Raw genomic sequence first — 13483 nt, forward strand, 5'->3', positions numbered from 1 at the left:
GAGGACGCGATGAAGCAGGCCGAGTTCGACGGCAAGGGAAGCCGCATCCGCTGGACGGAGGTGCCCGGCGAGGAACGCACGCGCGTGTACGTGCACGGACTGGGGTCGGTCTCGTGCGTGTACCACGCCCATATCGCGGCCCGGCCCGAACTCGCGGGCAACCGCAGCCTGTTCGTGGACCTGCCCGGACACGGCATCAGCGACCGGCCCGAGCACTTCGGTTACACACTCGACGACCATGCCGGCGCGCTGGCGGCGGCGCTGGACGCGGCGGGTGTCACGGGTGCCGAGCTCATCGCGCACAGCATGGGCGGCGCCGTCGCCCTGGTGCTCGCCCACCGGCGCCCCGAACTGGTCTCCCGCCTCGTGCTCACGGAGGCCAACCTGGACGCGTTCCCACCGCTCGCCGCGGGCAGCAGCGGCATCGCCTCCCACGAGGAGGAGGCCTTCGTCGACGGTGGCTACGCGCGCGTGCTGGAACAGGTCGGGCCGCTGTGGGCGGCGACCATGCGACTGGCCGACCCGCGCGCGCTGCACCGGACGGCCGTCGGGCTGAGGCGCGGCTCCGACCCTGTCATGCGCGACATCCTCGAAGCTCTCACCGTGGAGCGCGTGTATCTGCAGGGCGAGTTGAGCGGTGAACTCGAGGGCAGGGGTGAACTGGAGGCCGCGGGGGTGCGCGTGGTGACCGTGCCGGGCGCGGGACACAACGTCATGTTCGACAACCCCGACGCCTTCGTGGCGGAGGTCGCCGGGTGGGGCTGAAGGGGCTGGGCCGCAGGGTCAGTCGTCCCGCGCGGCCAGTGCCAGGAACCGGGTGTCCTCGTCGGCGTACGACGTCATGCGCCACCCGGAACCGGCCAGCAGAGACCGGAGGTTGGGCTCTGCACGCAGGTCGTCCGGCGTGATCTGCCGGCCCTGTCGTGCCGCGAGCGCGGCCCTGCCGATCGGGTGGAAGAGCGCCAGGGTGCCGCCCGGACGCACCACACGCGCCAACTCCCGCAGGTTCTCGGCCGGATCGGGCAGATGGGAGATCAGCCCCGCCCCGAACACCGCGTCGAGGGACTCCGCACGCAGCGGCAGCGCGGCCACGTCGGCCAGCAGCAACTGCCCGTCCCGGTCCCGTCCGGCCCGTACGGCGGCCTGGAGCATGGCCGGCGTCACATCGGCCCCGAGGACCACTCCCGAGGGGCCCACGGCCGCACGCAGGGGCGGCAGGGCGCGTCCGGTGCCGCAGCCGGCGTCGAGCACGCGATCCCCCTCACGCAGCCCGAGGACGGCGACCGCGGCGGCGTAGGCGGGGCCGTCGTCGGGGAAGCGGGCATCCCAGTCGGCGGCTCGGGCGCCGAAGAACTCCTGAACATGTGTGTGGTCGTCGCTCATGGTCCGCATGATCTCTCACCGACAAGGATGATGCTCCTGCGCACACGTTCGAGCGCGGCGCGATCGTTCAGGTGCATCTCTGCGTCATATTCCAACACCTTTCGAACTGCGCCCCCTTTGTGCGCCCATGCCCCGACTAGCGTCCCGGAGCCATGGGACACCTGGACCACGCCGCACTCGGCTGGCTGACCCCCGTGCTGTCGTACGTGATGGCCTGCATCGGCGCCGCACTCGGGCTGCGCTGCACCGTCCGCGCGCTCGGCGCCACGGGGCGTTCACGCCGCAACTGGCTCATCACCGCCGCCTCCGCGATCGGAACCGGCATCTGGACCATGCACTTCGTGGCCATGCTCGGTTTCAGCGTCACCGGCACCGACATCCGCTACGACGTTCCGCTCACCATCGTGAGTCTGCTCGTCGCCATGATCGTCGTCTGTGCCGGCGTCTTCGCCGTCGGCTACAGCAAGGACCGCGCGCGGGCGCTCTTCCTGGGCGGGCTCACCACCGGACTCGGCGTGGCGAGCATGCACTACCTGGGGATGGCCGCCGTCCGTCTGCACGGCGACGTGAAGTACGACCCGGCCCTCGTCGGGCTGTCCGTGTTGATCGCCGTCGTCGCCGCGACGGCTGCCCTGTGGGCCGCGCTCAACATCAAGTCGCCCGTCGCCGTCACCGTCGCCTCGCTCATCATGGGAGCCGCGGTGAGCAGCATGCACTACACCGGGATGTTCTCGGTGGGCGTGCGCGTCAGCCCTTCCGACACGGCCCTGCCCGGGGCCACCGCGATGCAGTTCATCTTCCCCCTCGCCGTCGGCCTCGGGTCCTATCTCTTCCTGACCTCCGCCTTCGTCGCGCTGTCGCCGACCTCGGGGGAGCGCGAGGCGTCCGCCTCGGCCCAGCGGCCGGCCGAGAGCGCCGCCCGCTGACGGGCCGCCGGGCCCGCCCACCGACCACTTCCGAGGCAGGAGGCCATGCGTACATCCCGTAGGACCCCCACGAACGGCGCCGAGCCATCGGCACCGTCCCCCGCCCGCGGCCGCCGCGCCCACGCCGGACCACCGGCCGACGAACGCCTGGACGAGCCGGTAGGAGCCGTACCGGACGAGACGCCCACGCGCGCGGGACAGTGGCTGATACGCCCGCGCACCGTGCGCGCCAAGATCGTCTGCCTGCTGATGGTGCCGGTCGTCTCGCTGCTGGCCCTGTGGGCGTACGCCACCGTCACCACCGCCCAGGACGTCTCCCGCCTGCGGCAGTTGCAGCGGGTGGACGCCGAGATCCGGGCCCCTGTCGCGGCCGCCGTCGCCGCGCTCCAGGCGGAACGCGCGGCCGCGGTGCGCTATGCGATCGTCCCGACCGGCGGCCGCGGCGCAGACCTCAAGACCCTCGCGGAACGCACGGACAAAGCCCTGGACAAACTCCGGCTCGGCGACGACAACACCGTCGCCGACGGCGAGGAACTGCCCGCCGGAGTGGCCCAGCGTCTCGAGACCTTCGTGGCCGGTGGTGAGCAACTGCGCTCCGTGCGGACCGCGGTGCTCGACCGCCGCGCCGGCTGGGACGAGACGTACGGGCGCTATACCCGGACCATCGCCACGGCCTTCGGCGTGGGCGGCGCCCTCACCGGCATCCAGGACGCCGAACTGGGCTCCGACGCGCGCGTGCTGCTCGAATTCTCCCGCGCGGGAGAGGCGTTGGCCCAGGAGGACGTCCTGCTGGCCGGCGCACGTCTCGCCGGGCGCATCGACGGCGAGCGGCTGAGGCTGTTCACCGGCGCCGTCGAAACCCGCCGAACCCTCACCGAGGCCGCCGTCGCCGACCTGCGCGGCCCCGAACGCGCCGCCTGGCAGGACCTCGCCGACGGCAGCGACTACGCGGCCGTGGACACCGTCGAGGACAAGGTCCTCGCGAGCCGGGCGGGCGCGTCGGCGATCGCCGCGGCGCCCGAGGCCACCTGGAGCAAGGCACACGCGCGCGTGCAGGACGGCATGCGGACCATCGAGGCGGACGCCGGGCGCGGCGTCGCGGACCAGGCGGACCCGTTCACCCGCGGTCTGCTCACCCCGGCGGGTGCCGCCGTCCTGTTCGGCCTCGCCGCCGTCGTCGCGTCGCTCGTCATCTCCGTACGCATCGGACGCGGCCTGGTCATCGAGCTCGAGGGCCTGCGCAACCTCGCCCTGGAGATCGCGCGGCGCAAACTCCCCGAGGCGATGCGGAAGTTGCGCGCCGGCGAGGAGATCGACGTCCAGGCCGAGGCCCCGCCCGGACCGCCGTCGGAGGACGAGACGGGGCAGGTCGCCGAGGCACTGGGGACCGTGCACCGCGCCGCGCTGCGGGCCGCCGTGGAACGCGCCGAACTCGCCAGCGGCATCTCCGGGGTGTTCGTCAACCTCGCCCGCCGCAGCCAGGTCCTCGTGCATCGCCAGCTGAGCCTGCTGGACAACATGGAACGCCGCTCCGAGGACCCGGGCGAGCTGAGCGACCTCTTCCGGCTCGACCACCTCACCACTCGTATGAGGCGGCACGCGGAGAGCCTGATCATCCTCTCCGGAGCGGCACCCGGCCGGGCCTGGCGCATGCCGGTCTCCCTGACCAACGTGGTGCGCGCGGCCGTCTCCGAGGTGGAGGACTACGCGCGCGTGGAGGTACGACAGCTCCCCGAGGCGTCCGTCATCGGCGGGGCCGTCGCCGACGTCACCCATCTCCTGGCCGAGATCGTCGAGAACGCCGCGCAGTTCTCGCCCCCGCACACGCGGGTGCGCGTCACCGGTGAACCGGTGGGCAACGGCTACGCGATCGAGGTCGAGGACCGGGGGCTGGGGATGGGCAAGGAGTCCCTCGCCGAGGCCAACCACCGCATCGAGCAGTCCGAGGCGCTCGACCTGTTCGACAGTGACCGGCTCGGGCTCTTCGTGGTCAGCAGGCTGGCGGCCCGGCACGGCATCAAGGTCCACCTGCGCACCTCGCCCTACGGCGGCACCACGGCCGTCGTCCTGCTGCCCACCTCCCTGCTGCACAGCGGTCCGGAGGAACGTTCCCCCCGCAAGGCCGTGGACCAGGAACACGTGTACGCGCGCGTGCCCGGCGCCGTCAGGCCGCCGCAGGAGTCCGTGCACGCCCCGGCCGACCGGCCGGCACTGGTGGCCCCCGCACCGGTCGCGGCGGAGGCCAGGGCGGAGGTCGCGGCGCCGGCGAGGGCGGAGTCCGGGTCCGACACCCCACCCCCCGGAGTCACCACCTTGCGACTGCACCGTCCCCCGGACGACTCCGAGGAATCGGACGACCTCCCGCGCCGCGTCCGCCAGGCGAACCTCGCCCCTCAGCTGCGCGAACGACGTACGGAGGAACCGGAACCACACTCCGACCCTCGGGGTGAGGACCAACGCACCCCCGAGCTCGTACGGGACCGGATGGCGGCCTACCGCGACGGCTGGGCACGCGGCGGCGGCCGCCGTCCCGGTCGCGGCGCCGCCCCGGATCCCGCCGCGGTCAGCGACAGCAGCGAAGGAGACCCCGCATGATCCAGGACCCCAGCATGAGGGACGGCGTGGGGGTCCCCCCGCGCGAGCGGAGCCGAGAGTGGGGGAGGTCCGGTGAACTCGACTGGCTGCTGGACGACTTGGTGCTGCGCGTCAGCGAGGTACGGCACGCCGTGGTGCTGTCCAACGACGGCCTGGCCGTGGGGGCGTCGACCGATCTGCGCCGCGAGGACGCGGAGCACCTGGCCGCGGTGGCCTCCGGCTTCCACAGCCTGGCCAAGGGCGCAGGCCGCCACTTCGGGGCGGGCGGAGTGCGCCAGACCATGGTCGAGATGGACGACGGCTTCCTGTTCGTGGCCGCCGCCGGTGACGGCTCCTGCCTCGCCCTGCTCACCGCTGTGACCGCCGACATCGGCCTGGTGGCCTACGAGATGGCACGGCTCGTCAAACGCGTCGGCGAGCACCTGTACACGGCGCCGCGCGTCGCCGCGCGGCCTCCCGCCGGATGAGACGAGAAGGCGGTCCACGCTCATGACGGAGGACATGACGGACGCCCCGCGGGAGCAGGGCAGTCAGTGGTACGACGGCGAGGCGGGGCCTCTCGTCCGCCCGTACGCCATGACGGGCGGACGCACCAAACCCGGCCCCACCGGGGTGCGTTTCGACCTCATCGCCCTGGTCACCCTGGACGCGGCCGCGCCCGGCGTCGACGACGACACCGCGCTCGGACCCGAACACCGGGTCCTGATCGAACTGTGCCGTATCGAGACCCAGTCGGTCGCCGAACTCGCCGCGGACGCCGACCTGCCCCTCGGCGTGGTCAGGGTGCTCCTCGGCGACCTGCTGGAACTCGGCTGCGTCACCGTCAGCCGTCCGGTACCGCCCGCGCAGCTTCCTGACGAACGGATTCTGCGCGAGGTGATCGAAGGACTGCGGGCACTGTAGATGAAACTTCGTAACCGAACGTGCGTGAACCGGCCACATCGGTCAAATAGCGGTGCAACCCCGCGAAGGGGTGCCGCAGTTGTCATCATGCTGACTTCGCACACCTGCACCGTCGGCCGTTACCGGTACTCCCGAGAGAAGTGATCAATGGTCTCCGAGACTTCCGATGCCCAGGGCGGCGAGTCGACCGCGCTGGCGTTGAAGATACTGGTCGCCGGCGGATTCGGCGTGGGCAAGACCACCCTGGTGGGCGCGGTCAGTGAGATCAGGCCGCTGCGCACCGAGGAACTCCTCAGCGAGGCCGGTCAGTTGGTCGACGACACCGGCGGCGTGGACCAGAAGGTCACGACCACGGTCGCCATGGACTTCGGCCGCATCACCATCCGCTCCGGTCTCTCCCTCTACCTCTTCGGCACCCCCGGCCAGGACCGCTTCTGGTTCCTGTGGGACGAGTTGTCGCAAGGCGCCCTGGGCGCCGTGGTCCTCGCGGACACCCGGCGACTGGAGGACTGCTTCCCGGCGGTCGACTACTTCGAGCACCGGCACATCCCGTTCGTCGTGGCCGTCAACTGCTTCACGGGTGCCCGCACCTACAACGCCGGGGACGTCTCCCGCGCCCTCGACCTCGACAGCGGCACCCCCGTGGTGCTCTGCGACGCCCGGGACCGTGACTCGGGCAAGGAAGTGCTGATCCGGCTCGTCGAGTACGCGGGACGAATGCACACCGCCCGACTGCTCGACTCGGTGGGATGACCCGGTGACCGAGCAAAGGTTCGGCCATCTTCCGCGGCTTGGCCCGTCCTCCTTGCCGAGGCCCTGGCCGTCGGGAAGGGTGGCCGGGAGATCCTCCGGCCAGGGGGAGACGTCACACGGGGAGACGGAGACATGGCGCAGAACCAGGGACTCGGCTGGTTGCTGGACGATCTGACGGAGCGTGTCAACCACGTACGCCACGCACTGGTCCTGTCCAACGACGGGCTGGTGGCGGGAGCGAGCACGGGGCTGCGCCGCGAGGACGCGGAGCACCTCGCCGCCGTCGCGTCCGGACTGCACAGCCTGGCCAAGGGGTCCGGACGCCACTTCGGCGCGGGCAGAGTGCGCCAGACGATGGTCGAGTTCGACGACGCGGTGCTGTTCGTCACCGCGGCGGGGACCGGCAGCTGTCTGTGCGTGCTCAGCGGCGCGGAGGCCGACATCGGGCAGATCGCCTACGAGATGACCCTGCTCGTCAATCGCGTGGGCGAGAACCTCGGCGTGGACGTCCGCCGACCCGAACGGAGCTCGGCCATGGACCTCTGACCTGCTCCTTTTCCTCCCCCGCGGAGTTATCCACAGGCTCACCAGGAGATCCGCCGGACCGGTTACGGTTTTTTCACGGCGAGCGCACACAGCGTGAGCGACCGACTCCACGGGGGAGTACGACCATGTCAGGCAGCACCGTCACCGCATCCCACCAGCTCTCCTGCGCGCCGAGCCGCGCGGCACGGGAACTGGGGCTCAAACGAAGCGAGTTCGACCTCGCCGTCCACCTCGGCCACATCTGGACCGTCCCCGACGAAGGCGGTGGAGGCCGCCGCGTCACCCGCTCCGAGCTCGACCGGCTGCGCACCGAGGACGGCTTTCCCGACGTGCTGCTGGAACGTGTGCGGGTCGTGGGCACCAGCGAGGGCGCGGCCGTCATGGATGTGCCCGTCAGCAGGTTCACGCGCCTGGCGCGACTGGGCGTGGTGGCGCCGGTGCGCTTCTATCTGAACCGGTACCGGGCGGTGGTCTGGCTGTATCTGGCCGAGGAACTCCGGCAGTTCGCCGCCGATGAGGAGAACTCCCGCCTGCTGAACGCCCGTCGTACGCCCGAGGGGATGCGCGACCTGCTGGACGCGGGGCTGGATCTGAGGGCACGCAACTGGCGCGGACGTCACCGGGAGTTCCTGCTGCGAGTGGCCGACGGCCCCTGGGAGAGCGCAGGGGCCCTGGCCGCCTTCCTCCACCCCGTTCAGATCTCGGAGATCGTTCCGGACCCCTATGAACGCTCGCATCTCATCCGCTTCCGGCCGGGCCCGCCGGCCCAGGGCGCGCAGGGATCACCCGCCGCCTACCTCGCCGAGAGGATCATGACGGCGGACGACCCGGACGAGATCAGCCGGCTGAGGGCCGATCTGACCCGGACGCTGGAGGACGCCCGCAGGCTCCGGCCCGCGCCACGACCCGCCGCGAAGCAAGCGCCTCCCGTGCCGGAGCAGAGGTCCACCGCCTGCGAGCAGCCGTTCGCCACCCCCGCCGGCCCCGAGCAACCGTCCCGTGGCCTGCTCGGCTGGCTGCGTCGCAAAAGCGCGTGACGCGCCGCGGCAACCGGGTGATCTACAGCGCCCGGAACAGCCCTTCCTGGACGACCGACACCAGCAGCCGCCCCTCCACGTCGTAGATCCGCCCGCGGGCCAGCCCCCGGCCGCCCGTCGCGACGGGCGACTCCTGGTCGTACAGGAACCACTCGTCCGCGCGGAACGGCCGATGGAACCACATGGCGTGGTCCAGCGACGCGATGTCGAAGCTCCGGGGGCCCCACAGGGGTTCGACCGGGATACGGACGGCGTCCAGGAGGGTCATGTCACTGGCGTAGGTCAGCGCGCAGGTGTGCACGACCGGATCGTCGCCGAGTGGCCCGACGGCGCGCATCCACACCGCGCTGCGCGGCTCGGCGTCCTTGACCTCCTCGGGCGTCCAGCGCAGCCGGTCCACATAACGGATGTCGAAGGGCTGGCGGCGCGCCATCCGCTCCAGCTGTTCGGGCAGCGCGCCCAGATGCTCCCGGATCTCGTCCGTGACCGACGGCAGCGACTCCGGGTCCGGGACCTTGCGGGCCGGCGGCAGCTGGTGCTCGAAGGAACCTTCCTCAGGCTTGTGAAAGGAGGCGGTGAGATTGAAGATCGTGCGGCCCTGCTGCACCGCGGTGACCCGGCGGGTCGTGAACGACCTGCCGTCCCGCACCCGTTCGACCTGGTACACGATCGGCACACCCGGCCGGCCCGGGCGCAGGAAGTACGCGTGCAGCGAGTGCACCGGGCGGTCGCCCTCGGTGGTGCGGTTGGCGGCGACCAGCGCCTGGCCCGCCACCTGGCCGCCGAAGACCCGCTGGAGGGATTCGTTCGGGCTCAGGCCGCGGAAGATGTTGAGCTCGATCTGCTCCAGGTCGAGCAGGTCGACCAGCTTTTCGGCCGGGTTCGTCATGGGTGGGATTCTCCTGTGCTCACAGCTGACCGACATCGGAGACGCGGACGACCGCGCGGCCCTCCGCGTCGGAGGCCGTCAGATCGACCTCCGCGCTGATGCCCCAGTCATGATCGTCGTTCGGGTCGTCGAAGATCTGGCGGACCCGCCACAGACGGTTGTCCGGCTCCTCCTCGATCAGGAGCAGCTTGGGGCCGCGGGCATCGGGACCGGTGCCGAGGTCGTCGTACTCGTCCCAGTACTTGTCCATCGCCTCGCCCCAGGCATCGGCGTCCCAGCCGGCCTCGGCGTCCAGCTCGCCCAGCTCCTCGACCTGGTCCAGGGCGGCGAGCTCGACACGGCGGAACATGGCGTTGCGGACGAGGACCCGGAAGGCGCGCGCGTTGGTGGTGACCGGCTTGACCTCGTCGGCCTTCTCCTGGGCCTCCTCGGCGGTCATCTCCTCCGGGTTGGCGAGCTGCTCCCACTCGTCCAGCAGGCTGGAGTCGACCTGGCGCACCATTTCGCCGAGCCACTCGATGAGGTCCTGGAGATCCTCCGACTTGAGGTCGTCCGGGATGTTGTGGTCGAGCGTCTTGTAGGCGCTGGCGAGGTAACGCAGGACGATGCCCTCGGTGCGGGCGAGCTCGTAGAAGGACACCAACTCCGTGAAGGACATGGCCCGTTCGTACATGTCCCGGATGACGGACTTCGGGGAGAGCGGATGGTCGCCGACCCAGGGGTGGCTCTTGCGGTACGTGTCGTACGCGTGGAAGAGCAGCTCCTCCAGAGGCTTCGGGTAGCTGATGTCCTGGAGGCGCTCCATGCGCTCCTCGTACTCGATGCCGTCCGCCTTCATCGCGGCCACGGCCTCGCCCTTCGCCTTGTTCAGCTGGGCGACGAGGATCTGACGCGGATCGTCCAGCGTCGACTCGACGACGGAGACCATGTCCAGCGCGTAGGAGGGCGATTCGGGGTCGAGGAGTTCGAACGCGGCGAGCGCGAAGGTGGACAGCGGCTGGTTGAGCGCGAAGTCCTGCTGGAGGTCCACGGTGAGGCGGACGATGCGCCCGCTGGCGTCCGGCTCGTCGAGCTTCTCGACGATGCCGCCGTCCAGCAGCGAGCGGTAGATCGCGATCGCCCGCCGGATGTGCTTCAGCTGCTGCTTGCGCGGCTCGTGATTGTCCTCCAGCAGGTGCCGCATCGCGTCGAAGGCGTTGCCGGGACGGGCGATCACCGACAGCAGCATCGTGTGCGTGACCCGGAAGCGGGATGTGAGCGGCTCGGGGTCGGAGGAGATGAGCTTGTCGAAGGTGTTCTCCGTCCAGGCGACGAAGCCCTCCGGAGCCTTCTTGCGGACCACCTTGCGGCGCTTCTTCGGGTCGTCGCCCGCCTTGGCGAGCGCCTTCTCGTTCTCGACGACATGCTCGGGCGCCTGTGCGACGACGTAGCCCGCCGTGTCGTAGCCGGCCCGCCCGGCGCGTCCGGCGATCTGGTGGAACTCACGGTTGCGCAGGGTGCGGACGCGGTTTCCGTCGTACTTGGTGAGAGCCGTGAAGAGCACCGTGCGGATGGGGACGTTGACGCCCACGCCGAGCGTGTCCGTGCCGCAGATGACCTTCAGCAGACCGGCCTGCGCGAGCTTCTCCACCAGACGCCGGTACTTGGGCAGCATGCCCGCGTGGTGGACGCCGATGCCGTGCCGCACGTAACGGGAGAGGCTGCGGCCGAACTTGGTGGTGAAGCGGAAGTTGCCGATCAGGGCGGCGATCTGCTCCTTCTCCTCCTTCGAGCACATGTTGATGCTCATCAGCGCCTGCGCCCGCTCCACGGCCTGCGCCTGCGTGAAGTGCACGATGTAGACCGGCGCCTGCCTGGTCTGCAGGAGCTCGGTCAGGGTCTCGGTGAGCGGGGTGAACTTGTACTCGTAGTACAGCGGCACCGGACGGGTCGCCGAGCGGACCACCGCCGTGGGGCGGCCGGTGCGCCGGGTGAGGTCCTCCTCGAACATCGAGACATCGCCGAGCGTGGCCGACATCAGGATGAACTGTGCCTGGGGCAGCTCCAGGATGGGGATCTGCCAGGCCCAGCCGCGGTCCCCCTCCGCGTAGAAGTGGAACTCGTCCATGACGACCTGGCCGACGTCAGCCTGCTTGCCGTCGCGCAGCGCGATCGAGGCGAGCACCTCGGCGGTGCAGCAGATGACGGGGGCGTCGGCGTTGACGGACGCGTCGCCGGTCAGCATGCCGACGTTCTCGGTGCCGAAGATCTTGCACAGCTCGAAGAACTTCTCCGAGACCAGCGCCTTGATCGGCGCGGTGTAGAAGGTGACCTCGTCCCGGGCCAGCGCGGCGAAGTGCGCGGCCGCCGCGATCATGCTCTTGCCGGAGCCGGTGGGCGTCGACACGATCACGTTCGCACCGGAGACCACCTCGATCAGCGCCTCCTCCTGATGGGGGTAGAGCGTGAGACCGCGCTCCACGGCCCACGACTCGAAGGCTTCGTAGAGGGCGTCGGGGTCTGCGGTCTGCGGCAGCTGATCGATGAGGGTCACCCACCCATCTTGCCTGCCCTCCTGCTCCATAGGGGAATCGGATGCGGGGGCGAAGATCACGAGCAGTACGCTGTGTCGCCGACAGAGCGTCAGCACGGCCGTTCAACTGGACAGCGGCACAAGAGAAATGGGGCGGGCCACGGCGATGATGGGACCAGCACACTCACTGTCGGGGGCTGCCGCCTGGCTCGGCGTCGGAGCCGCGGCCGCCGCGACGGGCCACACGATGCCCTGGCCGGTCCTGCTGGCCGGCGCCCTGATCTGCGCGGGGGCGGCGCTCGCCCCCGACCTCGACCACAAGGCGGCCACCATCTCGCGGGCCTTCGGGCCGATCTCACGGGGCCTGTGCGAGATCGTCGACAAGCTCTCGTACGCCGTCTACAAGGCGACGAAGAAGCAGGGCGACTCCCGTCGCTCCGGCGGCCACCGCACCCTCACCCACACCTGGCTGTGGGCCGTGCTGATCGGTGCGGGCGCCTCGGTCGCGGCGATCACGGGCGGGCGCTGGGCGGTCCTCGCGCTGCTCTTCGTGCACATGGTGCTGGCCATCGAGGGACTGCTGTGGCGGGCGACCCGCGGCTCCAGCGCCGACATCCTGGTCTGGCTGCTGGCCGCGACCAGCGCGTGGATCCTCGCCGGCGTTCTGGACAAGCCGGGCAACGGCTCGGACTGGCTGTTCACGGCGCCGGGCCAGGAGTACCTGTGGCTGGGCCTGCCCGTCCTGCTGGGCGCGCTGGTCCACGACATCGGGGACGCGCTGACGGTCTCCGGCTGCCCGATCCTGTGGCCGATCCCGGTGGGCCGCAAGCGCTGGTACCCCATCGGGCCGCCCAAGGTCCTGCGGTTCCGGGCGGGCAGCTGGGTCGAGCTGAAGGTGCTGATGCCGGCGTTCATGCTGCTCGGCGGCGTGGGCTGCGCGGCGGCGCTGAACTTCATCTGAGGAAGGGGCCGGGAGCAGACGACCGGGGCGGCCTCAAGGGGTGCTCGCCCCGTACCGCCCAGGCCCGCCTCGGTCGACGCTCATTCGGCGCCCTGCCCCGTTCCACCGCCGTACCGTCGCTCGAACTGCGCGATCCGTCCCTCCGAGTCCACCGTCCGGGCCTTGCCGGTGTAGAACGGGTGGCTCTCCGAGGAGATCTCCACGTCCACGACGGGGTAGGTCTCGCCGTCGTCCCACTCGATGGTCCGGTCGCTCGTGGCGGTGGACCGGGTCAGGAAGGCGTAACCGGCGGCGCGGTCGCGGAAGACGACCTCGCGGTAGTCGGGGTGCTTGTCCTGCTGCATGTGTGCTCCTCGGGGTCAGCCGGACAGGGCGTCCTCGTCGACGATGTGCATCGCGGCCTCCTCGGCCGACGCCGCCGCGCCGTCGATGCCCACGTCCGTGGCGATCAGGCCACTCTCGTCGTCCTCATGGGCGCCCTCGTCAGGGGCCACGAGCCGGCCGGAGCGGCGGGCGCCGACCTCGCTGTCCAGGAGTTCGCCGTCGCCGCCGTCGTAGTCGCCGATGCCGTCACCTTCGGGGACGGGGGCCTCCGGCAGCTCCTCGGCGAGCCGCTCGTCCAGGGTCTCGCGGCCGGCCGCCGTCACACCGGTGTGCTCGACCGCCCAGGGACGCTCCGGAGGCGACCAGCCCCGGTCGAGAGGGTCGCCGACACCGTCGTCCTCGAGGGTGTCCTCCGCGTCCAGCAGGCCGGCGTCGTCCTGGACCTCGGACCCGTCGGGCTGGTAGACGTCGTCTCCCCATCCGTCGGAGCTGTTCACGGATACCTCCAGGTGGTGGGGCCGGGCCCGTGGCCACCGCGGCCGTCCGCGGTGCGGGCACAAGCTGCGTCCGGCGCGAAACGCGTGGTTTCCGGACGCTCCCCGAACCGGTGCCGCTCTCCAGCCTTCCACCCCTTTTCACCCCGGCGCAACGGCA

At 70.9% G+C, this 13483-nt stretch carries 14 protein-coding genes; 9 read left to right on the forward strand and 5 right to left on the reverse strand.

Features of this window, described 5'->3' with window-relative positions; translation table 11 throughout:
• The first annotated feature begins 9 nt into the window (after positions 1 to 9).
• The gene (locus QF037_RS40005; RefSeq protein ID WP_307033887.1) at positions 10 to 765 is read left to right on the forward strand and encodes an alpha/beta fold hydrolase; all 756 of its coding nucleotides are present in this window, start codon (positions 10 to 12) and stop codon (positions 763 to 765) included.
• Between the two features lie 18 nt (positions 766 to 783).
• Here QF037_RS40005 and QF037_RS40010 read toward each other — a convergent pair whose 3' ends face one another.
• Positions 784 to 1383, reverse strand: coding sequence for a class I SAM-dependent methyltransferase (locus QF037_RS40010; RefSeq protein WP_307033889.1), 600 nt, complete (start codon positions 1381 to 1383; stop codon positions 784 to 786).
• 152 nt (positions 1384 to 1535) lie between these two features.
• On the opposite strand from QF037_RS40010, the gene QF037_RS40015 reads away from it, so the two are divergent.
• From QF037_RS40015 to QF037_RS40045, 7 genes are all read left to right on the forward strand, one after another.
• Positions 1536 to 2309 carry an MHYT domain-containing protein gene (locus tag QF037_RS40015; RefSeq protein ID WP_307033891.1) on the forward strand — a complete coding sequence of 258 codons (774 nt, stop codon included), beginning with the start codon at positions 1536 to 1538 and terminating at the stop codon, positions 2307 to 2309.
• 45 nt (positions 2310 to 2354) lie between these two features.
• Positions 2355 to 4904, forward strand: a complete 2550-nt coding sequence (locus tag QF037_RS40020) for a sensor histidine kinase (protein ID WP_307033893.1) — start codon at positions 2355 to 2357, stop codon at positions 4902 to 4904.
• The gene (locus tag QF037_RS40025; protein ID WP_373463870.1) at positions 4901 to 5371 is read left to right on the forward strand and encodes a roadblock/LC7 domain-containing protein; all 471 of its coding nucleotides are present in this window, start codon (positions 4901 to 4903) and stop codon (positions 5369 to 5371) included. The genes QF037_RS40020 and QF037_RS40025 overlap by 4 nt, the downstream gene beginning before the upstream one ends.
• A 22-nt stretch (positions 5372 to 5393) precedes the next feature.
• Positions 5394 to 5807, forward strand: a complete 414-nt coding sequence (locus QF037_RS40030) for a DUF742 domain-containing protein (RefSeq protein WP_307033894.1) — start codon at positions 5394 to 5396, stop codon at positions 5805 to 5807.
• 147 nt (positions 5808 to 5954) lie between these two features.
• Positions 5955 to 6560: a GTP-binding protein gene (locus QF037_RS40035; protein WP_307033896.1), complete on the forward strand. Its 606-nt coding sequence runs from the start codon at positions 5955 to 5957 to the stop codon at positions 6558 to 6560.
• Positions 6561 to 6692: 132 nt separating this feature from the next.
• Positions 6693 to 7106, forward strand: coding sequence for a roadblock/LC7 domain-containing protein (locus QF037_RS40040; protein WP_307033898.1), 414 nt, complete (start codon positions 6693 to 6695; stop codon positions 7104 to 7106).
• A 125-nt stretch (positions 7107 to 7231) separates the two neighbouring features.
• The gene (locus QF037_RS40045; RefSeq protein WP_307033900.1) at positions 7232 to 8143 is read left to right on the forward strand and encodes a DUF6397 family protein; all 912 of its coding nucleotides are present in this window, start codon (positions 7232 to 7234) and stop codon (positions 8141 to 8143) included.
• A 22-nt stretch (positions 8144 to 8165) separates the two neighbouring features.
• On the opposite strand, the gene QF037_RS40050 is transcribed toward QF037_RS40045, so the two are convergent.
• Together QF037_RS40050 and QF037_RS40055 are read right to left on the reverse strand one after the other, a co-directional pair.
• A complete protein-coding gene (locus QF037_RS40050) occupies positions 8166 to 9032 on the reverse strand; it encodes an acyl-CoA thioesterase (RefSeq protein WP_307033901.1) in 867 nt (288 codons plus the stop codon).
• 19 nt (positions 9033 to 9051) lie between these two features.
• Positions 9052 to 11565, reverse strand: a complete 2514-nt coding sequence (locus QF037_RS40055; protein ID WP_307033904.1) for a DEAD/DEAH box helicase — start codon at positions 11563 to 11565, stop codon at positions 9052 to 9054.
• Positions 11566 to 11710: 145 nt separating this feature from the next.
• On the opposite strand from QF037_RS40055, the gene QF037_RS40060 reads away from it, so the two are divergent.
• The gene (locus QF037_RS40060; protein ID WP_307033906.1) at positions 11711 to 12505 is read left to right on the forward strand and encodes a metal-dependent hydrolase; all 795 of its coding nucleotides are present in this window, start codon (positions 11711 to 11713) and stop codon (positions 12503 to 12505) included.
• An 80-nt stretch (positions 12506 to 12585) separates the two neighbouring features.
• Here QF037_RS40060 and QF037_RS40065 read toward each other — a convergent pair whose 3' ends face one another.
• Entirely contained in the window at positions 12586 to 12849 is a 264-nt protein-coding gene (locus QF037_RS40065) for a type B 50S ribosomal protein L31 (protein ID WP_307033908.1), read from the reverse strand.
• 15 nt (positions 12850 to 12864) lie between these two features.
• Positions 12865 to 13326: a DUF5709 domain-containing protein gene (locus tag QF037_RS40070; protein WP_307033910.1), complete on the reverse strand. Its 462-nt coding sequence runs from the start codon at positions 13324 to 13326 to the stop codon at positions 12865 to 12867.
• Positions 13327 to 13483 lie beyond the last annotated feature (157 nt).

The sequence above is a fragment of the Streptomyces canus genome (assembly GCF_030815415.1).
Classification (GTDB): domain Bacteria; phylum Actinomycetota; class Actinomycetes; order Streptomycetales; family Streptomycetaceae; genus Streptomyces; species Streptomyces canus_F.

What these genes read in the sequence shown, in the direction of transcription:
- QF037_RS40040 (WP_307033898.1), top strand. Translation starts at nt 6,693, where the DNA reads ATGGCGCAGAACCAGGGACTCGGCTGGTTGCTGGACGATCTGACGGAG.
- QF037_RS40030 (WP_307033894.1), top strand. Translation starts at nt 5,394, where the DNA reads ATGACGGAGGACATGACGGACGCCCCGCGGGAGCAGGGCAGTCAGTGG.
- QF037_RS40020 (WP_307033893.1), top strand. Translation starts at nt 2,355, where the DNA reads ATGCGTACATCCCGTAGGACCCCCACGAACGGCGCCGAGCCATCGGCA.
- QF037_RS40025 (WP_373463870.1), top strand. Translation starts at nt 4,901, where the DNA reads ATGATCCAGGACCCCAGCATGAGGGACGGCGTGGGGGTCCCCCCGCGC.
- QF037_RS40015 (WP_307033891.1), top strand. Translation starts at nt 1,536, where the DNA reads ATGGGACACCTGGACCACGCCGCACTCGGCTGGCTGACCCCCGTGCTG.
- QF037_RS40050 (WP_307033901.1), bottom strand. Translation starts at nt 9,032, where the DNA reads ATGACGAACCCGGCCGAAAAGCTGGTCGACCTGCTCGACCTGGAGCAG.
- QF037_RS40045 (WP_307033900.1), top strand. Translation starts at nt 7,232, where the DNA reads ATGTCAGGCAGCACCGTCACCGCATCCCACCAGCTCTCCTGCGCGCCG.
- QF037_RS40065 (WP_307033908.1), bottom strand. Translation starts at nt 12,849, where the DNA reads ATGCAGCAGGACAAGCACCCCGACTACCGCGAGGTCGTCTTCCGCGAC.
- QF037_RS40010 (WP_307033889.1), bottom strand. Translation starts at nt 1,383, where the DNA reads ATGAGCGACGACCACACACATGTTCAGGAGTTCTTCGGCGCCCGAGCC.
- QF037_RS40005 (WP_307033887.1), top strand. Translation starts at nt 10, where the DNA reads ATGAAGCAGGCCGAGTTCGACGGCAAGGGAAGCCGCATCCGCTGGACG.
- QF037_RS40060 (WP_307033906.1), top strand. Translation starts at nt 11,711, where the DNA reads ATGATGGGACCAGCACACTCACTGTCGGGGGCTGCCGCCTGGCTCGGC.
- QF037_RS40035 (WP_307033896.1), top strand. Translation starts at nt 5,955, where the DNA reads ATGGTCTCCGAGACTTCCGATGCCCAGGGCGGCGAGTCGACCGCGCTG.